A 23,820-nucleotide genomic window follows, 5' to 3' on the forward strand; every position below is an offset into this window, starting at 1 on the left:
CAAAAGGCAGGTGCGAAAACGTGGTTTTCCGGATGGAGAAACGTGGTGAGATCGTGGTGAAATGCTGGCTGAAAACACCACGATTTCCGGTCACGAAAAATACGCCACGTTTCAGCACTTTATTTTCCCCCCTCCAGCCGGGAGTCAGATCTCCCGAGATCCGGTTCTATTTGAATCGTGATTGACCTTCAGAGGTCCCAACGAAAGCACCACCCAGAGAGCGAAGCAGATCCTATGTCGAATCAGCACGCAGCACCCTACAACCCCAATCCGCAGCCACCGGCGCCCGAACCCAGCCACGCCGAACGCGCCCGCACCCTCTTCCACCTGGCTAGCGTAGCGACCCTTTCGACGGTCTCCCGCAAGCAGCCTGGCTTCCCCTTCGGCTCCCTGATGCCCTACGCACTCGACCCCGCAGGTCGGCCCTTGTTCCTGATCAGCACGATGGCGATGCACACCCACAATCTGAAGGCGGACCCTCGTGCCAGCCTCTTCGTCACCCAACCACCCGCCGATGGCGACGTGCTCGGCGCTGCGCGAGCCACACTCGTTGGAAACGTCCTTCAAATCACCGACGACGAGAAGCCCGAGGCTCGCGAACTTTATCTGAAGGCCCACCCCAACAGCCACTACTGGGTGGACTTCACGGACTTCGCCTTCTTCCGTCTGGAACCGGTGGATGTCTACTATGTGGGCGGGTTCGGCGTCATGGGCTGGGTTACTGCCCCGGAGTACGCCTCAGCCTCTCCTGACCCCCTTGCAGAGGCAGCGCAGGGCATTCTTGACCACATGAATGCCGACCACGGCGATGCCCTCATCCTGCTCACGAAGGCCCACGCAAACCTCGAAGCCGAGTCCGCAACCATGACCTCGGTCGACCGTCTGGGCTTCCATGTGCGTGCCGTTACTTCGGCGGGGATCAAGGACGCCCGCATCGTCTTCTCCCGCGAGGCGACCACGCCCGGTGACACCCGTTCCGTTTTGGTCGAGATGGTCAAACATGCCCGCCAGAACGAGGCACTCCCCACAAATGCCTATTGACTCCTATCCCCTTTGCCTTTATCTTTAATGAGTGGCAAGACTCCCTTCGGGTTGAGTCAGTCATAACGAAGTCCACCCACTTCGTTGCTTTACTGGAATACCCACGCAACAGCCCCCACCGCGCTGCGTGGGTTTCCTTTTTAACCATGAACTATATGGGATCATCTCCCTCGGCGCGTTCTTTGAAATCCTCGAAGAGTGACCGTCACACCGTAAACTAATCGGAGCGATGCCCCTTGAATCTCCCAACACCGCCCCTGAAGCCTCGATTCCGGCAAGTTCCAACGGCTTCGCACCGCTGAAGATTCCTCTGTTTCGTGACCGATGGATTGCCAGCACAATCTCATCTGTAGGGACGTGGATGCAGGACACTGCAGGCACATGGCTGATGACATCCCTGACCGCGTCGCCTCTGCTGATTGCATTGATGCAGACCGCGGCCAGTCTGCCGGTGTTGCTGCTGGGGCTGCTGGCGGGGGCAACGGCGGACATCTTCGACAGGCGCAAGCTGCTGATCTTCTGGCAGGCCTGGATGCTCGGCTCGGTGGGCATTCTTGCGATCCTTACTTTCATAGGCCACATCTCGCCGTGGGCTCTGCTCGCCTTTACGTTCCTGCTCAACATCGGTTCAGCGATGAACAACCCAGCCTGGCAGGCGATTGTGCCGGAGCTGGTGCCTCGCGAACTGATTCCGGATACGGTATCGCTCAATGCCGCGAGCAACAACCTGGCCCGTGCGGTGGGCCCAGCGCTCGGCGGATTGATGGTTGCCGGCTTCCAGAGGGTTTACACAGGGGCCGGCTCCGTGTTCGCGCTTAATGCACTCTCGTTCGCAGGCGTGATCTGGGTGCTGGTGAACTGGAAGAGGATTCCCCTGTTCAAGTCTGCGCTGCCGTCGGAGCGCATCGCTGGTTCGATCCGCTCGGGGCTGCGCTATGTGCGATACGCGCCGGACCTGCAGTCGTCGCTGGTGCGCGCGTTCATCTACACGTTCTTCATCTCTGCGATCTGGTCGCTGCTGGCCGTCGTCGCAAAGCGTGATCTGAAACAGGGTCCACTGGGTTATGGAATTTTGAACGGCTCGCTGGGGTTGGGAGCAGTGATCGCGGCTACTACGCTTCATCGCATTCGGCAGCGATTTTCCGCGGATCAGATTCTGGCGACTTCGACGCTCTACAACGTCGTTGTACTGCTGGTCCTGGCGTTCGTGCGCAGCCCCTCGATACTGATCGCGACGCTTGTCTTGTCGGGTGCGGCCTGGACCAGCACTATGTCGACGATCAACGTCTCGGTTCAGCTTGCGGTGCCGGCTTGGGTTCAGGCTCGCGCGCTGGGCACCTACATGACGACCTTTCAGGGAGGCATGGCGTTCGGCGCGATTCTGTGGGGGTACATCGCGGAACACACATCGACGACGATCTCGCTGACCACAGCGGCGTGTGGTTTGCTGATCACCTTCCCATTCGCGAGACGGTTTCATATCCTGCAGGGTCCGCTTCCTGACCACACGCCGTATCAATGGAAGCATCCTGCGCCACAGCTTGCACTCGATACGGAGCCTACAGACGGGCCTGTCCGAATTTCGATTGAGTATTGCGTGCCGATCGAAAACTATGCGGAGTTCACCTCTGCGATCCATCAACTTCGAGGCGTGCGGCTGCGGGATGGCGCGATGCGATGGGGCATCTACCGCGACGCCATCGATCCGAAACATCTGAACGAGACCTTCGTGATGGAGTCGTGGCTGGATTACCTGCGTTCGCGCGAAAGGATTACTGCGGCTGATGAGACGATTCGCGCTCGCGTGCGTGCGTTACATCAGCATGAAGATCCGCCGAAGACGACGTACCAGATCTATGCGCGAGAGGTTGCGAATCCGATACCGTCGCACTCTGTTGCGAGCACTATTGAAACGAAGCCGTAATACTGGATCGAACTGTTTTCTTTCGTTCCTGCAGCTTTTTGCGGTTGTTGGGGAAATGGAAGACGGAGTCAATAAAAGTCCAGCCCGCAAATCTTTGAAAATAATGGTGTGGCGAGTTGCGAGGCTTCCGGAAGAGGAGGAAACACGTTTGGCCGCCGGCGTGCTCCTTACTCGGGCAGGCCCCTTCTCTGAAAAACTTTTCCGAGGTCTTGCCATGAGGTTAACGCTACGTGTGTTTTGCGCTACATCCTCGTTGGTTGTCGCGCTATTTTCTGCCAAACTCGCTTCTGCCGACACCATCTCTAACCCGTTTATCGAGATGAGGAACAACGCATCGACAATGCCGCAGATGGGAAGCGGCTCGATGATGACTTACTCCGTACCAAACGGCTCCGCGATCTATAACAGTTCCAATGGATACCTTGAAGCGGAAGATTCATTCATTCCGCTCTTTGATGGAGACTACGATGATGCAGTCGTTTTCAGGAAGGCTGCCTTTCCTGATATCCCGGAGACTCGCAACTTTGTATTGCTGGGGAGCGGGCTGCTGACAGCTGCGGGCTTTATTCGCCGCAGAAAGGTTGCGGTACACGTCGCCGAATAAACTTTCGTTGCCATGGACGACGACGGGCACAGCCGAAACCAAGGCTGTGCCCGCGGATTTTGCAGCGTGATTAGACGGCCGCGCCGAGTGCCAGGTCGATCAGGGTTTTTTCTTCGATCTCGTGAGCCTTGGCGGAACCGGTTGCTGGCGTTGCACTGGCACTCCGTTTGACGCTGAGTACAGCGCGGTCGCCGGACATGCGCCGCAGCAACGGCATCACGTAGGAGAATGCTCCCATGTTGGCTGGCTCTTCCTGGACCCAGATGATCTCTTGTGCGTCCGGGTGCTGGTCGAGAGCAGCCTGCAGTTCCTGCTCGGGCCAGGGGTACATCTGCTCGAGGAAGATGATGCCGACGCTGAAGTCCTTGCGTTTCTCGCGCTCGACGCGGAGGTTGTGGCCGATCTTTCCGCTGCAGACGAGTAGGCGGCGCGGATTTTTTACGTCGTTGTCGGGCAGTACGTTCTGGAAGTGCTCGATGGCGAAGTCGGCGAGGGTTGAAGAAGCGTCGGGGTGGCGAAGCATGCTCTTCGGGGTGAAGACGACGAGCGGCTTGCGCCATGGCCTGAGAGCCTGTCGGCGCAGGAGATGGAAGTACTGCGCTGCATTCGAGGGCTGACAGATCTGGATGTTGTCGTTCGCGGCGAGCTGCAGGTAACGCTCGATACGCGCGCTGGAGTGCTCGGGCCCCTGGCCTTCGTAGCCGTGTGGAAGAAGCAGGACTATACCGGAGAGGAGACCCCACTTCGCTTCACTGGCGGCGATGAACTGGTCCATGATGATCTGCGCGCCGTTGGCGAAGTCGCCGAACTGCGCTTCCCACAGGACGAGGGTCTCGGGATAGTCGCGGGAGAAGCCGTACTCGAAGCCGAGGACCGCGGCTTCGGAGAGGAGCGAGTTGTAGACCTCGAACTTGCCCTGCGTTTCGTTTAGATGAGCGAGGGGAATGTAGCGGACTTCGGTTTCAGTATCGACCATGACGGCGTGGCGCTGATTGAAGGTTCCGCGCTGCGAATCCTGTCCGCTTAGACGCACGGGGACTCCGGCTTCCAGTAGCGAGGCGAAGGCTACGAGCTCGGCCATACCGTAGTCGAAGAGCCGCGAGCCTGCGCCCATCTCCTGACGCTGCTCGAAGAGTTTCTTCACCTTGGGATGGATATGGAATCCGCTTGGGTATGAGGTCAGCGAGGTGACCAGCTGGTTGATGCGCTCGGCAGGCAGGCCGGTGGGAACGTTATACTCGGGCTCGCATTCGCCACCTTTGTAGGGGTCCCAATAGGCGGGTAGCTGGGCTAGCTGCGGCTTATGATCGGCATGGGTCGCGGTCTTTTGATCGTCGAGGAGCTCTTGCTGGACCTTCTGCACTTCGGCGGTGGGGTCGATGCCGATCTGCTTTGCATAGAGCTGGTAGAGCGCGGGGCGATCCTTGATGATGGCGTAACGGCGGGGCTGCGTGACGGTGGGATCGTCGACTTCACTGTGTCCGTGTTTGCGATAGCCTACGAGATCGACCACGATGTCGGAGTGGAAGCGATTGCGATACTCGGCAGCGATTGCGGCGACTCGCACGACGGCATCCGGATCTTCGGCGTTGACATGGAAGATCGGAATGGGGAGACGCTTCGCGATGTCGGTGGCAAAGCGCGAGGAGTTCGACTCTTCGGGGACAGCTGTGAATCCGAGGAGATTGTTGACGATGACGTGGATGGTGCCCCCGACGTTGTATCCGTGCAGCGTGGCCATGTTCAACGTCTCGGCGAGAATGCCTTGTCCTGCAAATGCTGCGTCTCCGTGGATGATCAGCGGCAGAACCTGATCATTGCCATCTTTACCGATGCGCTCCTGCTTGGCTCGGGTGCGTCCCAGGACTACGGGGTCGACTGCTTCGAGATGGCTTGGGTTAGAGGCGAGATGGAGCGAGATGGTTTTTCCGTCAGGCGAGTGGTATTCGCCTGTTGCGCCGACGTGATACTTCACATCGCCGCCACCCATGGTGCTGCGGGGATCGACGTCTTCGAATTTTGTGAAGATCTCTGAAGGAGACCGGCCGATGGTGTTGGTCATGACGTTGAGGCGGCCGCGGTGGCTCATCGCGATCATGGCCGTGGCGACGCCGGTTCCCGCACTGACTGCGAAGACGCGATCGAGGAACGGGATCAGCGCTGTGATTCCTTCGAGGGAGAATCGCTTGGTGCCGAGGTAACGCGACTGAATGACTTGCTCGAAGAGGTCGGCGCGAATGAGTTGCGTGAGGATCAATGCTTGATCAGGCTTGGGAGCAACTTGTTCGATGCGCTCCTGCAGCCACTGACGTTGTTCGTTGCTGGGGATGTGCATGAACTCCGCGGCGATGGTTCCGCAGTAGTAGCTGCGCGCTTCTTTCGCAATATCGCCTTCTGGTGCGGGAGTTGGAAATGGCTCGGGAGGAAGGTACTGACCGAGAGGGTCAAGTGATGCCTGGAGGTAGCCCCAGCGGCGGAAGATATCGAAGATTGTCTCTCGTTCGTGTTGTTCAACTGCGGATGTTGTTGCAGTCAGTGCCTCTGCCTTCGTGGCCATTGCTTCCTCACTTCAGATCTATTCGCGAGCGGTGCGCGTCCTCTATCTATGCTAGACCTTTCGGAGGTTGGGTGCACGCTCTTGAGTGGCCCGCGAGAGGCTATGACCATAAAGTTGCACCCTCTTAGATCAGCGAGCGAGAAGACGCCGCCGATATTTTTGCTCTGGAGTGTTGGAGGCGCGTCAGGTAACGTTTCCACTATTGGTAGAGATGTTGTAAGCCATTTTTTTCCAGCGGGTTAGGGGCTGGATTCCCGACTATGGACAAGTCACTGAGGAGCGCAGTCGTGATTTGCCGCTTATAGTGGAAAGTTATGGTGGTTGAGGCTCGCAGGGCTCTAGTTTTGCTCGTAGTGGTGGGTTTGATGGCTTTGCCTGAGGGGTTTGCTCTGACGCTTCCGGGCCAGGCAAACACAGTTGCGCAGCCAACGGCCCAGGAGCCTGCACAAGCTGCCCCTCCCTCTGCTCCAGTAACTCCTTCTGCTCCCGCAACGGAGGACGGGAAGCCTGGCGAACGACCGCTGCCGGATATTGCGGCTCTTATGCATGACGTTGAGACGAATCAGAGAGCCGCAGAGGCGATTGAGAAGGACTATCTGTATCGGTCTCTAGTGACGGAACAGCGGATGGATTCGCATGGTGGACTAAAGAAGACCGAGACGATGGAGTATGAGGTCTTTTGGGCGAATGGAGTGCCGGTGGGCCGGCAGGTAAAGAAGGATGGGCGAGAGTTAAGCGCGGACGAGCAAAAGAAAGAGAATGAACGGATTGATAAGGACTCCGAGAAGGCCAAGGAGAGGCGGCAGAAGGCCGATGAGGAGGGGAAGGAGTCTGATGCGCGCGGGCACGAGCTGATGACGGCCTCGCGAGCGCTGGAGTTGGGAAGCTTTACCAGTCCGCGACGAGTGCAGTTGAATGGCAGGGACACGATTGTGGCGGACTATGCAGGCGATCCGAAGGCCAAGACACGAACCAGATTCGAGGAGGTGGTTCGAGACATGATGGGCACGGTGTGGGTCGATGAACAGGACCGCGTGCTGGTAAAGGCCGAAGGACACTTTGTGAATAACTTCAAGATCGGTGGTGGGCTGGTGGCGAATATTCAGAAGGGGACAAACTTCTCAATGGAGCAGAGAAAGGTTAATGGCGAGGTATGGCTGCCGGCAAAATTCGAAGGCCAGGGATCTGCACGAGCATTGCTGTTTTTAGGTTTCAACGGCCACATTGAAGCCGTCGAATCGGACTATCGGAAGTTCAAGGCTACGTCGACCATCCTGCCGGGTATGAGCACGGTCGATAGTTCCGTTACACCGGAGTCGGTACCAAAGTGATCTTCCGGCGTCTGTGCCGGCGAGACGAGCTCGCGGTGGAGATGATGGATGGCTTGCAGCAAAACGTAAGGGGGGAAACGCGCAAAGGGATAGCCGAGGCCATCCCTTCCGCAAAACTTGGTTGTCGCTGTAGTCGTAGTGCTAAAGACTAGAGAGGCTGGACGTCAGACGCCTGCCAACCCTTAGGTCCCTTTACCACGTTGAACTGTACAGCCTGGCCCTCTTGAAGGCTCTTGAAACCGTTCGAATTGATCGCCGAGTAGTGTACGAATACGTCCTCGCCGTTCTGACGGCTGATAAAGCCAAACCCCTTGGCATCGTTAAACCACTTCACTGTTCCCTGTTCCATGTTCGCTATTTCCTTATTGCTATTGAATTTGCCGCTAGATCCAAATCGGGGTTCGTACAGTACGAGCTTTGCAGAAATCCAATCTGTTTCAAACGATGTGTGAAGGTTAGCACAGTTGCCAAGTTTTTTTTACTTATTCTCCTAAATAGTTATGGTTGCACTATTTATGGTGCAAAAAATGTGAATATTTCGGCTTGTTTGAGGATATCGGGGTTGGATGGATTCGACAAACGTGCATCGACAATGTTAGATGTCACGCAGCGTTACGCTTTGAGGTGAGTTCGGACGATCTCCTCGGCCTGATTCAAGACCTCGTCAAGGGTCATAGAGGTCGAGTCCAGGATCACTGCATCGGCGGCGGCCCTAAGGGGGGATTCGGCCCTATTGCGATCACGGTAGTCGCGGTCTTTCAGCTCGCGGAGGACGGCTTCTTCGGAGAGGCGCTGCTGCTCGGCCGTGACGGGATCGGGAGCTTGGCGCGCGGAGTTCTGCCTGACAGTGGGTCCAACGGAATCGGACCCGGGCGCGGCCTGGCGATAACGGCGGCTGCCCCGAACCTCGGGGGCCGCGTCGAGGAAGATTTTGACTTCAGCGTCCGGAAAGACAGCCGTGCCGATGTCGCGGCCTTCCATGACGACCCCACCAGCTTCTCCTAGCGCACGCTGCTGCTGGACCATCCAGGCGCGAAGTTGAGGGTGGACAGAGATTTTGGAGGCGGCGTTGGTGACGTCGGTTTCGCGAATGCGGCGGGAGACGTCCATGCCGTCGAGCAGGACACGGTTGCCTTCGAGTTGGGGCTCTAGGGTGATGCGGGTGTGGGCGGCGAGTTCCATGAGTGGCGCTTCTTCATCGAAGTCGTAGTCGTTCTCGATGGCTTTGAGGGCGAGAGCGCGGTACATGGCGCCGGTCTCAAGGTTGAGGAATCCGAAGCGGCGGGCGAGATGGGCGGCTAGGGTGCTTTTTCCGGCGCCAGCAGGCCCGTCGATGGCGATGACGGGACGCTGGCGCTTTTTGGTTTCAGGCTGCGTTGCGGGTGCGGAGTCCTCGTGCGGCTGCGTCATCCGGCTTAGTCCCCTTCCTCACGTTTGAATTTGCGGGCGGGAGGCCTGTTGCCGAAGGGCTTGTTGTTGCCCTTGAACTTGTCGAACGTGCTGGCGGGTTTGCCGGCTCCGGTGGTGGCGGATTTGCTGTACGGTTTCTTGCCGGCGAAGCTGCCAGTAGTTGATTTGCCGGCGAAGCCGCCGCTGGATTTGCTGTACGGCTTTTTTGCGCCAAAGCTGCTGGCGGTTTTGCTGTACGGCTTTTTCTCGCCGAAGCTGCCGCTGGATTTGCCTTCGAAGGCGCCCTTGGGACGTGGGGTGCGAGGCGCGTCGAACTTGCGGAAGGGGGGACCGTCGGGACGTGCTGCACGGCCCTCTGTGCGGCGGGGTCGGTCTTCGGAGTCGCGAGAGAAGTTTTTGCGTGGGGCGAAGCCGTTGGTGCGGTCGCCGCCGTCGTAGCTGCGTTGCGGGCGAGCAGAGAAGCTGCCCGGTTTACGGGGTCCACCGAAGCTGGGCTTGGCTGACCTGTCGCCGAAGGTTCGACGGGCAGGGCGGCTTTCTCCAGCGTCTGCGTCGGGACGAGGTGCAAAGTCGCGGCGTGGGGGGCGAGAGTCGCCGTAGTCGCGGCGGGGCGGACGGGAGTCGCTGCTGTCGCGCCCGAAGCTTGGCTTGCCTGCGAAGCCTTCACGCTTGCGCCCGAAGGTGCCTGGCTTGGAGAAGGTCTTGCGCGGACGGTCGCTGTCTCCTACTGGGGCATCGGTGTGTGGGCGCGGTGTGTATTCACGGCGCGGCGGGCGACTGTCGCCAGAGTCTTCACTGCGGCGGAAGCTGGAGCGGTCACCCCCGACAGAGGGACGATCGGTGCCAAAGCGGGCCTTGCTGCCGAACGCCGGCTTGTTGCCAAAGCTTGGGCGGCTGCCGAAGGACGGCTTCGATCCAAAAGAGGGCTTTGAGCCGAATGGTTTCGAGCCGAAGGAGGGTCGCTTCCCCGCTCGATCGGAGCTCGGCTTGCGGTCATAAGTGCGAGGGGCGCGGGGGGCTTCGGCGCTGTCGCCTTCGTTCGAGATGTCTGAGGCGGATGCGGCTGCGAGGCGGTCGGCCTTCTCTTCTTGCCAGGGTTTGGTGAAGCTGGGGCGGTCGGGCCGGTTGGATTCGCGGGTGAAGGGCCGGCGCTCGCGCGGGGAAGGAGTGGATTCGGAGCTGCGACCAGGTTTGGTTACAAATCCTGTCCCGACCTTGCGGGGCTTGGGGATGAACTTCTTGATCCGGCCAGTTTCCTCGGAGGATTCTGCGTTGTCGCCTTCGGTAGTGACGACAATAGAGTCGATGTCGTCGGGTGCGGGAGCTGCGATTGCGAGGAAGGCGGGGAGTTCGCCGGCGACGTGGAGGACTGTGCGGCCCTCTACGGCGATGGTCTCCAGCTGGCGCGCGGAGATGAGCGCGTGGATGACGTCGCGGATGCGCGAGCGGGCTGCGATAGGCGAGAGGAAGGTCTCGATGTCTTCTTCAGAGGCGACGATGGCCTGGCCCAGATAGAGAGAGATGAGGGCCGAGAGGGCCGAGGGTTGTCCTGCGTTGGCACCAGCTTTAATCTGCTTGGTGAATCGGGCGGTCGTGAGCTCCCAGAGGGTGGCGGCTCCGTCAGGCTGGGGAACCGGGATGACGCGGAGGTGCTGCCAGAGCTCGGTGAGCGAGCGGAGGACGGCGGTCTCGGTGACCTCTTTGCCAAGCTGAGTGGTGAGATCATAGGAGCTCATGCCGGTGGTGTGGTCTTTCGCGCGTTCCGCGAGAAGGGTGTATGCGTTGAGGGCGAGGGGGGAGACCTTGGTGGCGCCGCTGGTGGCGGGTGGCTGCTTCCAAGCTTTGTCGCCCCGCAGGGTGAAGATGTAGGGGAAGGCGAGCGGAGAGACGATGAAGTCTGGCGTTTCGCTGCCGGTGCCGTTGGGGGAACCAAGTAGATAGAGGGGAATCGCACCGCCGTCGAGGACGAGACGGGAGAGGAGGCTGCGGGACTGGTCGGTGTCGGCAAGAGTAGGAGCGGCGTTGGCGGTCCCGAGGATGGCTTCGACGAACGAGGGCGCGGGCGCGGGAAGCTGAGCTGCGCGAGGTGTGAAGAAGACCAGGCCTGTGGTGTTGAGCCAATCGCGGAGCATGTTGATGGTGAGGATGGGATCGGCGTTGTGATGCCAATGCGCGAGGCGGGCGGCGGCGAGCTGGTCAGCCGTGGGAGTGCTTAGGTTACTCAAGGTGTTGCCTTCCTGCTGGGCGATGATCCGCACTCCAGCAATCTTCGGCCTGGGCCGAAGGACGGTCTTCGATTCAAAAGGAGCGGCGCGCGACTAAAGTTCGGTCAAGTGTCTGCTGCGCGTTATTACAAGAATACCGCAAAGTTGGACGGTTTGCCGGATAGAGCCCTCTAAGAAGTAGCTCTCCGTTTGACGTTCAAGGGAGGTCATCATCGATTCTTTTGAATTTGTGCTTGTTTGCGAGAATTGTTAGCAAGGGTTAGGCGTGCAGATGCACGCCTCCGAAAGCTTCGTTGAAGGAATCAGGCGGATCGCACGCGGCGGCGGATAAGTTCAGAGAGCCCCGCGATGCCGGTTGCGAGCAGGGCCAGGGTTGAGGGCTCAGGAACGGACGAGCTGTCGGGGGTGACCACGGTGGAGGTCGTGTAGTCTTCGCTCGCGGCGGTCAGTATCAAGGTTCCGCCGGAGGTAGAGGCGCTGAGAGGGCAATCGCTCGCAGGAAAGTCCGACAGACAGTTCTGGAGATTGAGATCTGTTGTATCAAGCGGAAAGGTGAGATGGCCATTGGGGTCACCGCCGTCGGCTATCGAGACATTTGTCAGGGGACCGCCCGGGTAGAAGATGTCTATGAAATTGTCGCCGCTGTTCGCTAGGAAGATCCCGAGACCGGCCACGGTGAGGTCGTTACCAGAGTAGTGGTTGTTTCAGGGTCAGTGAAGGTGGAGAGTATGTACTCGCCTGGACCCAGAGAACCAAGGCAACTGTTCGCAGCGACGCAGGCCAAGAGTTGCTGACTCGCAAATGTGCCGGTGAAGGTTACAAGCTCGTTGGTGAAGATTGACTTCCGAGGGTGCCGCTAGCCAGCTCCGAGATGGAGACGCTGATGGTGTCTGCTTTTGCAAGGTTTGCGCCTAGTAGAAAGGCGGAAGCGAGGACCAGAAACGAACGGAACGAAGAACGCATAAGACCTCCGAGGATGCGTACTGTCTTCCAACTGCAAAATCTGTTTGTCGATCTAACTGCTCTAGCGCCGTAGCTTTACCCGGTTTGGAAAGGAGGCGGAAGTGGTAAACGAGCAATTCTTGCGATTTTTTATTTGCAACAAGAGCGCCGGAAAGTAAGCTGCGCATCTTTGCTGAAGAAGCGCGCCCTCGACTTGTCCCCGGTAGAAGCTACAAAGTGGGTCAATTGAAGTTTTACGGGATAGGCTGGCCCGCAGCAGTCATCTGTTGGAGCTGCTGACGGTCATAGGTTTTGACGCCATCGGGAAGTGGTGCGTAGTTGAGCGTGGCCGCCGCGGCCTGTCCGTCGGTAATGACGTACTGGATGAAGTTTCGAAGGGCCGTTCGTTTGCCGACATCTGGGCCGTCCTTCGGGATGATGAGGAAGGTGAGGGTCGAAATCGGGTAGGCGTCTGGCGCGGAGACTGGGGCGTTCACAATCGGAGTGCGTGGATCTTTTGAGAGTTGATCGGTGAAGGCTGCGATAGCGGCGGTGGTACTGGACGTATCCGGCAGGATGTACTTGCCGGCGAGATTCTTAACCGAGGCGACGGGTAGTTTGTTCTGCTGCGCGAAAGTCAGTTCGACATATCCGATGGCTCCAGGAGTTTGACGGACCTGCCCGGTGACTCCCTCACTTCCCTTTCCACCCATGCCAACGGGCCAGTCGACGGAGTTGCCCTTGCCAACCTTCTGCTGCCACTCTGGACTGACGGACGAGAGATAGGTGGTGAAAGCATTCGTGGTGCCGCTGCCATCGGTGCGGTGGGCGACGAGAATCTTCATGTTGGGCAGAGCAACACCTGGGTTGTCTTTTACCAGGATCGGGTCATGCCATGAGGTGATCTTGCCGAGGAAGATCCCCGCGACGGCATCGGGAGAGAGCTGGATCGGCTTGCTGAGGCCGGGTAGCGAGTAGGTGATGCAAACCGGGCCTGCAGATTCGGGGATCTGGATTACAGGTTTCATGCCACTGAGTTGATCATCATTGAGCGCGGCATCGGAGGCTCCGAAGTCTACTGTGCCGTTTTTGACCTGCTGAACGCCACCCCCAGAGCCGATGGATTGATAGTTGATGCGCACACTGGAGTGTGCGTTGGAGAAGGCCGAAGTCCATTGGGACATTACTGGATAGACGAAGGTGCTTCCGGCGCCATTTAGATTGACACTCTGAGCTTCGCTGCCACCAGAGCTTGATTTGCAGCCCACTAGGGAGACAAAAAAAAGGGTGGACGCAAAACAAAGAACATGGGCTGCTCGGAGAGGGACGCGGAAGCTATCGATAGATTTGCGCAAAGTCTTCTCCCGTGAAGCGAAGATTTATCTTAGTTTTGTTGCACGACCATGGAGTGATGGTTGCCGCCCAAACGACATATTCGCAGAGTCTTCACAGAGCTAGATGCGCTGGAAGGCCTTCGCAATGTCCTTATAGGAGTAACGCAGAGCGATGGGCCTGCCGTGGGGACAGGCCGTGGGATGCTCGGTCTTTCCGAGGGACTCGAGCAGCCACTCGATCTTCGAGTGTTCGAGTTGCTGGTTGATCTTGATCGCAGCGTGGCAGGCGATAGAAGCCGCGATGCGGCGACGGCGGGCTTCGGAGTTCTCGGTTTGGCGATTGCGGTCGGGGATGGCCAGAACCTCTTCTAGCAGGTGTTCAAGCTCGCGACCGTCGAGACCAACGGGGGCGGCTTTGACTGCGAGAGTCCGGGGGCCGAAAGGTTCTACTTCGAAGCCATTGCGCTCCAACTCTTCGGCGATCTCGGTGAAGGTGATCATCTGCGCGGGGAGTAGGTCTACGAGCAGAGGCATGAGCAGACGCTGTCGCTGGATCTGTTCGGTATCGCGATCGCGCAGAACTTTTTCGAAGAGGATGCGCTCATGAGCCACGTGCTGATCGATGATCCAGAGGCCCTCTTCGTTGGTGGCGAGGATGAATGAGTCGCGAAGCTGACCAAGCGGCTTGAGGGTTGAGAGCGCGGTGAGGGTGTCGGCTTGCTGCGGCGAAACTGGTTCATATCCGGGTTCAGTCTCGATGGACTCGTAGCCCACGGGGATCGAATGTCCTGCGAAGGCGAAGCGGCCCGGAGATGGTGGCACGATCGGGGCAGCAAGTTGGAAGTTGGGAGACTTTACTGTCTCGGTCGAAGTTGGAACATCCCATTGCGCGGTTTCGGAGCCATTCGAAAAATAACGAGCACCTTCTTCTTCGACAGTCAGCGGAGTAAGTGGATGGCCTTCAAATGTCGTCGGTTGAAAGGTGGGGTCAAAGACTGGCTGGCGTATAGCGTCGCTGCCATCTGGAAGGCCGGGGAGCGGGCTTACGTCGATGAGGAGAGAGCTCGAAACGCCATGCGGACCATTTTGAAGTGCGGTGGCGAAGCTGGCTGCGGGACGGGCCCGGATGAGCGTGGTGCGAATGGTGTCGCGAACAAAGTCGTGCACGAAGCTTGGCTGGCGGAAGCGGACCTCGGTCTTGGCTGGATGGACGTTGACGTCGACTTCTTGTGCCGGCATCTCGAGGTAAAGGAGGACGACGGGATAAGAAGTGGGCGGGAGAATGTTTCGGTAGGCCTCCGAGAGTGCATGGAGGATGAGCTTATCGCGGATGAGACGCTGATTGACGAAGACATAGATGGAATTGCGATTGAGCTTTTGCAGTTCGGGCTTGGAGACAAAGCCAGTCAGGCGCAGGTAACCGGGGTCGGGTGCAACGTAGTCCTCGTCGCGCTTCCATGGTGGGGGCTCGGGAAGCCCGGCGCGATTAAAGTCAAGTTCGGCGGTAGTGGGAAGCATGTAATTGCTGGTGTCTTTGCCGAAGATCTGGAAGAGGCGGTCGGCGGAGTTGGCAACAGCGGGGGCGACCAGGAGAGCCTGCGTGGAGGAGTGAAGTTCGAAGTGTTTTGTGGGGTGGACGAGAGCATAGTGGGTGACGAGGGCGGCGATATGGGAGAGCTCGGTCTGCTCGGACTTGAGGAATTTGCGGCGGGCAGGGGTGTTGAAGAAGAGATCGCGAAGGGTGATGGTGGTCCCAACTGGGAGACCGGCGTCTTCGACGCGGAGGATGTTACCGCCGGCGATCTCTACGACGGTGCCTGAGGCCTCTTCGGCAACGCGGGTTTCCATTTGCAGGCGAGAGACACTGGCGATCGAAGGCAGGGCCTCGCCGCGAAAGCCTAAGGTTGCGATGGAGAGGAGGTCGTCGGCACTGCGGAGCTTGGAGGTGGCGTGGCGCTCAAAGGCGAGGAGGGCGTCGTCGCGTACCATGCCGTGACCATTGTCGGTGATGCGGATCAACTTGCGCCCGCCGGCCTCGACCTCAATTCGGATGCGGGTGGCGTGGGCGTCAAGGGAGTTTTCGAGGAGTTCTTTGACGACGGATGCGGGTCGTTCGACAACTTCGCCGGCAGCGATCTGGTTCGCCACAAGGTCGGAGAGGATATGGATGCGGCCCATGAAATCGATTGTAGGGGATCGGTGCGCCTGCTGATTGATTAGGCCACAGCGGCATTTCTCTCGTAGAGTGAACGCTTTTCAGCTCGCTGTGGGAAATAGATTCCCAGTTGTTGCCCCAATAGGCAAATGAATACCACTTTAAGATGCATTTCATTGCGCATTTTTCGATAAAGCATCCGGCTAATGAAGTTTGAAAGGCGATTATGAACGAGTTTCCGCGTCTCGTGATTGGCCATCAGAATGCACATACATGTTGCAAGTACTCGTCCTACGACCTTTAGGAGCCTTATGAAGCAAAGAACACTGGGACTCTGCATTCTGGCCTTGGTTACTCTCGCCACTACTTCTGCCGCGTACGCCGATACCTTCGATTTCAGGTTTTCAGGCCTTCTCTTCTCTGGCTCCGGTACGTTTACCGCGACAGAGAGAGGCGCTTCAGATATCTATGACATTACGGGCGTCACGGGAACCGTCAAATATTGGGCGGGATCTTCGCAGATTACTTCTCTAGAAGGACTAGGTGACAACAAGCTTACATACCCGGGAATTGTCCCTGGATTCTTATTGCCAACCAGCTTCTTTGATTCCAAAGGTGTGTCGTTCGGCCTCGCCAATGGAGACGATATCGATCTGAGCGCTACCTGGGGTATTGAGACAGCAACGATAGGAGGGCCGAAGGGACTGAGCCTTCCCGAATCCGACACTGTAGACGTAAGCAAGAATTCGCCGGTTCCCGAGCCCAGCAGCCTTGCGCTCTTTGGCACGGGTATCTTCGGTATCGCCGGTGCGATGCGCCTCAAATTACGCTTTGGTTGATTCACTGCATTGCATCATGAGTCACGGAAGAGCCGCTTCGCAATATGAAGCGGCTCTTCTTTTTATGTAGAGGTAGGCGGCAGTCGAATGACTATCTACCGATCATCTGACTTTTTTCTTTGTTGCGGTTTTGGATTTGTGGGTTTCGGTATCTCGGTCGCCTACCATGTGGAGACGCATGAAGTTCGTCGCCCCGGATTTGGTGCGAGTCCCGGCGACGATGCCAACGATCTGACGCTGATGAACATGGCCCTGTGTTTCGAGGATCTGTTCGGCCATGTTGACGAGCTTGTCCGTATCGCGAAAGCGAGCGCAGAGGATAGGATATGTGCCCCAGAGAAGCATGCAGCGGTTGATGACCTTCTCAAAGGGCGAGAGCGCGAAGATGGGCGGGTCGGGGTGGTACTTGGAGAGGAGCCGGGCGGTCATGCCGCTCTCGGTGAAGATGGCGATAGCGGCTACGTCGAGGTCGTCGGCCGCATGCGACATACACTCGCAGATTGTCTCCGCGATGGAGAGGCGGACACTGGGGTGATGACCGAGTGCGGGACGAGGATCGAGGCGGATCTGGTGCTCTGTCTCGGTAATGATTTTGGCCATCATGGCGACGGCTTCGACGGGATACTTGCCTGCAGCGCTTTCGGCGGAGAGCATGACCGAGTCGGTGCCGTCGTAGATGGCGTTGGCGACGTCTGACGCTTCGGCGCGAGTGGGACGCGGGTTGTCGATCATCGACTCGAGCATCTGCGTGGCCGTGATCACGGGCTTGCGGAACTCGGCGGCGCGGCGAATGATGTGCTTTTGGAGTGCCGGAACTTTTTCTGGTGGAACCTCTACGCCCAGGTCGCCGCGGGCGACCATGATCGCATCAGTGATTTCGAGGATGCTATCGAGATGTTCAATCGCCTGTGGCTTTTCCAGCTTGGCCACGACCCACGCGTCGGACTTGAGAGCAGCCAGACGATTCTTGACGTGGCGTACGTCGTCGGCGGTACGGACAAAGGAGACGGCGACGGTGTCTACACCCTGAGCAATGGCGAAGATGAGGTCCTCTTCGTCCTTCTCGGTGAGCGAAGGAACGTTGACGGCGATACCTGGGAGGTTGATGCCCTTGTTTTCGCCGAGCATGCCGCCGTTGATGATCTCGCAGGTGACGTCTACGCCTTTGACCGTTTCGACACGCAGCTCGATAAGGCCGTCCGAGAGCAGGATGCGGGATCCTGTCTCGAGATTTTCGGCGAGCGTCTTGAAGGTAGTGCCCACCAAAGCGGCGGTGCCTTCGATCTCGCGCGGGGTGATCGTCAGGCGCTTGCCGGCGATGAGTTGCACAGGCTTATGACCTTTGAGTTTCCCAGTGCGAATCTTGGGACCCTGCAGGTCGGCGAGGATGCAGATGGGCTTGCCCTCTTCTTTGGAGATCGTGCGGACCATGCGTATGAGCTCGGCCTTTTGTTCGTGGCTGCCATGAGAGAAGTTCAGGCGGGCGACGTCGAGTCCGGCGCGGACAAGCTGGCGGAATATCTCCGGAGTACTGGAAGCGGGGCCGAGGGTGGCGACGATCTTGGCGCGGCGACCACGTTCTATTGCGGCAAAGGGAGCAACATTGGGCATTGAGTTCAAAGATTTCTTCATGGGTCGCTTGAGGAGACTTTCTCACCATCGCGAAAGAATGATGGTATGACCAGTGAGTTTTAACTGCCGTGGCAATTCTAACCGGGGAGGAGGGTGTTTGGGGGCGCGGGGTTGGAATGAGGATGATGCGGGTGGAAAAATCGAGAGTGGAACTCTGCATTAAACTCAGCCCCGCACAGAACGCAGAGCGAGATGATATAGAGCCAGAACAGGAGCGCTATGCCGGCGCCCAGGGATCCATAGACCTGAGAGTAGTTGGCGAAGCGTGTGACATACCAGCCGAAGACGACAGTCGCAAAAAACCACATGGCGGTGGAGACGAAGGCCCCAGGGAGGGTACGCTTCCATGATTGTTGCATGGGAGTTCCCATATGGTAGATGAGGGCAGTGACGCCGATGCTGCCGATAAGCGCAACGCTCCATCGGATGACGAGAGCAAGGATAAAGACCGACGTACGGGCAGAGGGCGTGATGTGCAGGGCGACCCAGGTCGTGATGAAGTGACCGAAGACCACGAGGACGCTGGCGAGCGCGAAGGGAATCAGCGAGAGGGGGACCAGAACGAGTGCTCGGATGCGACGCTGCCAAAAAGTCCAACAGTCGAACGGGAGATCGTTAGCACGGCGCAGACCTTCCATGATGGTCGCTAGAACGCTGGAGGCGCCGCTGAGACTGACGAGCGCCGCAAGGCTCAGTGCGTGAGTGGAACGGGTGGTTTGTGGCGAAGCGACAAAATAACTTTGCAGCAGGGGGCTGACATCTGGAGGAAGGATGCGATCGAAGAAGAGAGCGAACTGGAAGCGAAAAGGCGTGTTGTCCGGAACGAGGCTGATAGCGGCGGCAGCGACGATGAGGGCCGGAAACAGCGAGACCATCGCCGAGTAGGCAGTAGATTGGGCGAGGTTGAGGCTATCGTGCCTCATTGCCCGGAGCAGCGTTCCGTGGAGGATCCTGGGAAGACGAAGAAGTCTTCTCATAAGGGCACACCGAAGAGCGAAAGAGACAGATTACGCCTTCCACCGATTGAGGAAAGCCGTGACGGCTTCAACGCTGGTGTGCTCGAACTCCTTCTCGTGTTCGGCGTAGAGGAGGGTGCCGTGGGCGTCGATGACAGCGAGAGAAGGAATGCCATGGGCGATGGGAACATGATACTTCTTTGCCACATCCACGTTGTGGTCTACATGGCCGGTATCGATGTGCACAACAAGAAAGTGCTTGGCGAGGAGTTCCGCATTGGGACTTTGGCGGTAGTAGTAATCCAGGACCTGACAGTCACCGCACCAGTTTGCACCGAAGTCGAGGATGATGCGCTTGTGCTCGCGGCGGGCGGTGACCATTGCGGCGGCAATGTCAGCATTGGCGTTGGCGGTCTCTGAGTAGAGGTTCCTGTTGACCATGAAGACGGACTGAGCAGAGGCCGGAGCGAATGAAGTCATCATGAGCGCCAGAAGCGCTACTGCAACAGTGCGAATCGTGATGCGACGTATCGTGTTCATCGAGACCTTGTTCGTAGGACAGGACTGTGAGGGCGCCCGCTGCGATCCGGATATCTACATTCAATCCGGATATCTACAGATGATGCATGAAGATCAGGGAGTAACGCAAAACTATGCTGAGAGAAGCCGGTGACGGCTACTTCCCGGCATAGTAGCCGTCGCGGGTCTGGACGACGAGACCTTTCTGATGGATGTCTACCGCGACCTGATGGTAGCCGTTCGAAGCTGCGTCCTGGGCGGGGGTGTAACCGAGGCGGTACTGTGCTCGAAGCTCTTCCGCTATCTGGTTATAGATCTGAGCGACGTCTTGATTTTTCTTTACCTCGAAGAGACGGCCACCAGTCTCCTGTGCCATGCGTTCGAGGATCTTCTTTCCGTCGACCTTGCTCTGGCTGGGATAGTTCCCCCCATTGCCACCCCCATTGCCCCCTCCGGGATAGCCGCCGCGGCCGCCGGGGTAGCCACCACCAGGATATCCGCCCCCGGGGAAGCCACCGCCAGGGTAGCCACCACGACCGTGCTGAGGGTTATTGTTCTGCGGATGAGACTCTTCCCCTTTGAAATAAATGGCATAGATGATGGTGTCGGCTCGCTGGGCGGCTTCGATGGATCGCACGAGATTCTCCTTGCTGTTTCGATCTACACCATCTGAGAGAATGATCAGGGCTTTGCGGCCTGTCTGCTTACTCATCAGCTCGTCGGAAGCCAAAAAGAGAGCATCATAAAGAACGGTCCCTCCCCGGCTGTGGCTGCGGCTGTCGCTATCGTCATCAGCGGAGGCGGGGGCGGGAGTATCGATCTCTTTCAGAGCCCTTTGGAGCAGCGGGCGCGAAGTCGTTAAGTCCTGCAACAGCTCCGTTTGACGCGCAAACTGGACGATGAAGGCCTGATCCTTCGGGTTGGTCAGCATCTGATCGAGGAAGGTACTGCTCGCGGTGCGTTCTTCGTCCAGGACACCGCGCTGGGACTGGCTGGTGTCGACGAGGAGGCCGAGGGTGAGCGGGAGGTTAGTGTCCTTGTCGAAGTACCGGATGGTCTGGGCCTTACCGTCCACCTGAAGGGTGAAGTCATCCTTGGTAAGGTTCTGGATAAGTGCTCCCTTTTTGTCACGTACGACCACGGGAAGATTGACCAGCCGGGCGTCGACGGCGATCGTCGCTGCCGTGGTGGAAGGGGACTGATCGGGCGGAGAGGTTTTTTGTTGTGCGGCGATGCTCGGAATGCGCAGGCCGGAGGCGAGTAAGACAACGACCATAACAAGAGGCCGGAGCAGGTGGGGGGCGATCATGTGAGTTTAGACGACACCGGGTGGGTGGGGTTTCAAACTGGAGTCGTTTGACCTGACGTTTTTGCTGACGAGAAATCTCTGACTTGCTACTATCGATTCATCGTTCAATCTGCTCTTCCGCATTCCGGTTTCTCTGATTCAAGTGAACCGCTTGCAGAACGAAAATCCTCGGCTCGTGGAGTCTTTGCGCCCTCGGCTCTGGAGCCGTTTGCAATCGCCAGCGGATCTTCGTAACTTTAACGGCCGCGTTTCCTGAAGAAGCAGGCGAAAGATAGGTGGAGTTGCTCTGCGCGATAAGGTGTTAGACAGCTCTCCTTGCAGTATGCTGACAGCGTTGGGAAAATGCTGGAACGAGAATGCAATGGACATAAGCAAGAGCGTTGGCGAAGCGTCGCTCGATGTAGAGCTGGCTCATTGTGCTGCTCCTGAAGTCACAGATACACACTCGCGCTCCGGGCCCATTCACTGGCGACACCTGATCGCTACGTTCTTTATTCTGCTGCTTTTTTCCTGGCTGGGGATTGTGCTTTCGAGACAGTCGGATGGAGTTGCGACGATTTGGTTCACCAACGGACTTTTGTTTGCGCTGGTGGTTACGCGCCCAAAAAAAACCTGGATCCCTTATTTCATTGCGGGTTTCTTGGCCGATACGCTGGCCGATGTGATCTACGGCGACCCGTTGCGGCTGGCGATCGGCGTGTCGGTAGCCAACTCGGTGGAAGTAATCACCTCATCTGTGCTGTTGACGCGCTGGTTCGGCAACCCTCTGCAGCTGACGAAGCGCCTTCCCCTGCTGGGCTTTCTTGGCGTCGCGGTCGTTGCGGCGACGGCGCTGACCAGTGCTCTGGGAGCTTCGTGGACGTTACTCTTTGTGAAGGCAGGCCCCTGGTGGATGCTGTTTCGTACTTGGTACCTGGGTGATGTGTTGGGGATGGCGATCATCGCGCCACTAGTCTTCATCTTGCAGCGGCCAGGCTTCTTTACGATGCTGCGAAGTCAGGAACTGCCGAGAACACTGTTATTACTGATGGTTCCGGCGGCCGCGACAGCGCTGGTGTTCAGCCACAGCAAAGACCCGCTCATCTTCTTTATCTTTCCCGCGCTGTTGCTGGTGGTGTTCCGGTTGGGTTTCCCGGGCACGGTGCTCGCCGTGTTTGTAATTGCACTGATCTCGATCTGGTTCACTGTCACTGGACACGGGCCGTTGATGCTGATTACTGGTACAAATCTGCTCCACAAGATTGTGATTGAGCAAATCTTCCTTGCCGTGGCCCTCTTCACCTTCTTTCCAGTGGCGGCTCTACTCGAGGAGCGCAAAGCGCTCGAGATTTCGTTGCAGAAGAGCGAACTGCGATACCGCGAACTGGCCAATGCGGATTCCCTGACCGGTCTTGCCAACCGGCGGGCCTTTGATGAAAGGCTCGAGGAGGCATGGCACCGGGCTATGCGCGATCAGCAACCGCTGTCGCTGCTGCTGATCGATGTGGATCTTTTCAAAGCGTATAACGACCTCTATGGACATGTTGGCGGGGATGAATGTCTGCGCTGCATCGCGAAGGTGATTGCAAGTGCGTTACAAGGTAAAGCCGAGATCGCAGCGCGTTTTGGGGGCGAAGAGTTTGCCGTGATCCTGCCGAACACGACGATCGAAGTTGCGGTGCGAGTGGCGGAAAACGTCCGCGAGGCTGTCGCATCCTTGAAGGTGCCGCACTCGGGCAACCAGCTTGGAATCCAAACCATCAGCGTGGGTGTGGCGGCGGAGGTACCGAACCGGAACACTGCGGTGATATCTTTACTAACAGCCTCCGATCACGCGTTATATCGTGCCAAGTATCTGGGACGAAACCGAGTAGAGTCGACGACGGCAGTGAAATCGAGAACCGAGATGTCCACTGCGGATTCGACGGCCTGACAATGCGGGTCCGCCATCTCGTATTTGCCAACGGCAATGGGTTAGGAAGAATGTATCTTGACGGGACGATGAGACAACTTCTTTGGCTGACAGTTGGTTGTTTCTGTGCGCTCCTTGGAGTCGGGTGCGCCTCAAACTCGGCTACGGCTGCTACACCCGCTCACTCGCTGGTCGCAGCAACCGTGACGAAGCCTCCCATGGGATTTGCAAAGACCGTCGTGTTATGGCCAAACGGAGCGCCCGGCGCATTGGGCGACGGTGAAGGAGACGTACCGAAGATGTATGTGTATCCAGCACCGGGGGCTGGCTTACATTCTGCTGTGATCGTGATGCCAGGCGGCGGATATGTCCATCTGGCGATCGAAAAGGAGGGTGGGGAGGAGGCGCGTTGGCTGAATGCGCATGGCGTAACAGCTTTCGTGTTGGAGTACCGGCTGGGACCGCGATACCACTTCCCTTCTCCGATGCTGGATGGCGCACGGGCGATGCGCTATGTACGCAGCCACGCAGCAGAACTGGGAGTAGCGAAGGACAAGATCGGGCTGTGGGGCTTCTCGGCTGGCGGTCACCTGGCAGGCTATCTGGCAGCAGTGAATGATAACGGCTCTTCGGGCGCTGAGGATCCTGTTGATAGAGTCAGCGACCGGCCGGACTTCGCGATTGTGTCCTATGGGCGATTCACAATGGACGACTCAGTACCGAGAAGGACGAATATGGAGGGGCTGCTGGGCGACCATCCGACGAAGGCAATGTTGGACTCGATCTCGGTGGTGAAGCTGGTGACGAAGAATACCTCTCCCTGCTTCATCTTCTCCACTACGGCCGACCAGACTGTCAATCCGATGAATGCAACGGCATTCTACGACGCATTGAAGCAGGCCGGTGTGCCAGTGGAGCTGCACATCTTCGAACGCGGGCAGCATGGAACGGGAATGGCTCAGGGGATGAAAGGAATGTCCGAGCTAGCCATCTATCCGACACTGCTCGCGAATTGGATGGAAATGCATGGCTGGATGTCGCAGGAATAGTGTGCCGAAGAGATCGCTGCGCTCGTTCAAGCAGCCTGGAATCAAAAAAGTTGATCCCAGGCTGCTAGGAACGAATAGACTGCATTTGGTATCGCTGCGGAA

The 23,820-nt window shown here is 58.0% G+C and carries 18 protein-coding genes; 7 read left to right on the forward strand and 11 right to left on the reverse strand.

The window, feature by feature from the left end:
• Nucleotides 1–234 precede the first annotated feature (234 nt).
• From RBB81_RS20370 to RBB81_RS20380, 3 genes are all read left to right on the forward strand, one after another.
• Nucleotides 235–1,041 carry a HugZ family protein gene (locus tag RBB81_RS20370; RefSeq protein ID WP_353071899.1) on the forward strand — a complete coding sequence of 269 codons (807 nt, stop codon included), beginning with the start codon at nt 235–237 and terminating at the stop codon, nt 1,039–1,041.
• Nucleotides 1,042–1,270: 229 nt separating this feature from the next.
• Nucleotides 1,271–2,965, forward strand: coding sequence for an MFS transporter (locus RBB81_RS20375; protein ID WP_353071900.1), 1,695 nt, complete (start codon nt 1,271–1,273; stop codon nt 2,963–2,965).
• Nucleotides 2,949–3,569 carry a hypothetical protein gene (locus tag RBB81_RS20380; RefSeq protein ID WP_353071901.1) on the forward strand — a complete coding sequence of 207 codons (621 nt, stop codon included), beginning with the start codon at nt 2,949–2,951 and terminating at the stop codon, nt 3,567–3,569. Before RBB81_RS20375 ends, RBB81_RS20380 begins: the two co-directional genes overlap by 17 nt.
• A 70-nt stretch (nt 3,570–3,639) precedes the next feature.
• Here RBB81_RS20380 and RBB81_RS20385 read toward each other — a convergent pair whose 3' ends face one another.
• Nucleotides 3,640–6,126: a 2-oxoglutarate dehydrogenase E1 component gene (locus RBB81_RS20385; protein ID WP_353071902.1), complete on the reverse strand. Its 2,487-nt coding sequence runs from the start codon at nt 6,124–6,126 to the stop codon at nt 3,640–3,642.
• 314 nt (nt 6,127–6,440) lie between these two features.
• Here RBB81_RS20385 and RBB81_RS20390 point away from each other — a divergent pair, with 314 nt between their 5' ends.
• Complete coding sequence (locus RBB81_RS20390; protein WP_353071903.1) at nt 6,441–7,457, forward strand: hypothetical protein; 1,017 nt, start codon at nt 6,441–6,443, stop codon at nt 7,455–7,457.
• Between the two features lie 148 nt (nt 7,458–7,605).
• Here RBB81_RS20390 and RBB81_RS20395 read toward each other — a convergent pair whose 3' ends face one another.
• The 6 genes from RBB81_RS20395 to mutL form a co-directional block, all read right to left on the reverse strand.
• Nucleotides 7,606–7,806, reverse strand: a complete 201-nt coding sequence (locus tag RBB81_RS20395) for a cold-shock protein (RefSeq protein WP_013581125.1) — start codon at nt 7,804–7,806, stop codon at nt 7,606–7,608.
• A gap of 263 nt (nt 7,807–8,069) precedes the next feature.
• A complete protein-coding gene (cmk, locus tag RBB81_RS20400; RefSeq protein ID WP_179585060.1) occupies nt 8,070–8,867 on the reverse strand; it encodes a (d)CMP kinase in 798 nt (265 codons plus the stop codon).
• Between the two features lie 5 nt (nt 8,868–8,872).
• Nucleotides 8,873–11,125 (reverse strand): hypothetical protein, encoded by a 2,253-nt coding sequence (locus RBB81_RS20405; RefSeq protein WP_353071904.1) that lies wholly within the window; start codon nt 11,123–11,125, stop codon nt 8,873–8,875.
• A 269-nt stretch (nt 11,126–11,394) separates the two neighbouring features.
• On the reverse strand, nt 11,395–11,766 hold the full coding sequence (locus RBB81_RS20410; protein WP_353071905.1) for a PEP-CTERM sorting domain-containing protein: 372 nt from the start codon (nt 11,764–11,766) through the stop codon (nt 11,395–11,397).
• A gap of 522 nt (nt 11,767–12,288) precedes the next feature.
• Nucleotides 12,289–13,389, reverse strand: a complete 1,101-nt coding sequence (pstS, locus tag RBB81_RS20415; protein WP_353071906.1) for a phosphate ABC transporter substrate-binding protein PstS — start codon at nt 13,387–13,389, stop codon at nt 12,289–12,291.
• 99 nt (nt 13,390–13,488) lie between these two features.
• Nucleotides 13,489–15,546: a DNA mismatch repair endonuclease MutL gene (mutL, locus tag RBB81_RS20420; protein WP_353071907.1), complete on the reverse strand. Its 2,058-nt coding sequence runs from the start codon at nt 15,544–15,546 to the stop codon at nt 13,489–13,491.
• Nucleotides 15,547–15,834: 288 nt separating this feature from the next.
• Here mutL and RBB81_RS20425 point away from each other — a divergent pair, with 288 nt between their 5' ends.
• The gene (locus tag RBB81_RS20425) at nt 15,835–16,362 is read left to right on the forward strand and encodes a PEP-CTERM sorting domain-containing protein (protein WP_183787597.1); all 528 of its coding nucleotides are present in this window, start codon (nt 15,835–15,837) and stop codon (nt 16,360–16,362) included.
• Nucleotides 16,363–16,464: 102 nt separating this feature from the next.
• On the opposite strand, the gene pyk is transcribed toward RBB81_RS20425, so the two are convergent.
• The 4 genes from pyk to RBB81_RS20445 all read right to left on the reverse strand — a co-directional run bounded on the left by pyk (nt 16,465) and on the right by RBB81_RS20445 (nt 20,778).
• Complete coding sequence (gene pyk / locus RBB81_RS20430; protein ID WP_353071908.1) at nt 16,465–17,973, reverse strand: pyruvate kinase; 1,509 nt, start codon at nt 17,971–17,973, stop codon at nt 16,465–16,467.
• A gap of 98 nt (nt 17,974–18,071) precedes the next feature.
• The gene (locus tag RBB81_RS20435) at nt 18,072–18,917 is read right to left on the reverse strand and encodes a YihY/virulence factor BrkB family protein (protein WP_246373353.1); all 846 of its coding nucleotides are present in this window, start codon (nt 18,915–18,917) and stop codon (nt 18,072–18,074) included.
• A gap of 84 nt (nt 18,918–19,001) precedes the next feature.
• Nucleotides 19,002–19,490, reverse strand: a complete 489-nt coding sequence (locus RBB81_RS20440; RefSeq protein ID WP_179585072.1) for a thioredoxin family protein — start codon at nt 19,488–19,490, stop codon at nt 19,002–19,004.
• A gap of 136 nt (nt 19,491–19,626) precedes the next feature.
• The gene (locus RBB81_RS20445) at nt 19,627–20,778 is read right to left on the reverse strand and encodes a VWA domain-containing protein (protein WP_353071909.1); all 1,152 of its coding nucleotides are present in this window, start codon (nt 20,776–20,778) and stop codon (nt 19,627–19,629) included.
• 361 nt (nt 20,779–21,139) lie between these two features.
• On the opposite strand from RBB81_RS20445, the gene RBB81_RS20450 reads away from it, so the two are divergent.
• Both RBB81_RS20450 and RBB81_RS20455 read left to right on the forward strand, forming a co-directional pair.
• Complete coding sequence (locus RBB81_RS20450; RefSeq protein ID WP_353071910.1) at nt 21,140–22,690, forward strand: sensor domain-containing diguanylate cyclase; 1,551 nt, start codon at nt 21,140–21,142, stop codon at nt 22,688–22,690.
• Nucleotides 22,691–22,887: 197 nt separating this feature from the next.
• Nucleotides 22,888–23,718 carry an alpha/beta hydrolase gene (locus RBB81_RS20455; protein ID WP_257025707.1) on the forward strand — a complete coding sequence of 277 codons (831 nt, stop codon included), beginning with the start codon at nt 22,888–22,890 and terminating at the stop codon, nt 23,716–23,718.
• The last annotated feature ends 102 nt before the right edge of the window (nt 23,719–23,820 follow it).

Source organism: Tunturibacter gelidoferens (assembly GCF_040358255.1).
GTDB lineage: Bacteria > Acidobacteriota > Terriglobia > Terriglobales > Acidobacteriaceae > Edaphobacter > Edaphobacter gelidiferens.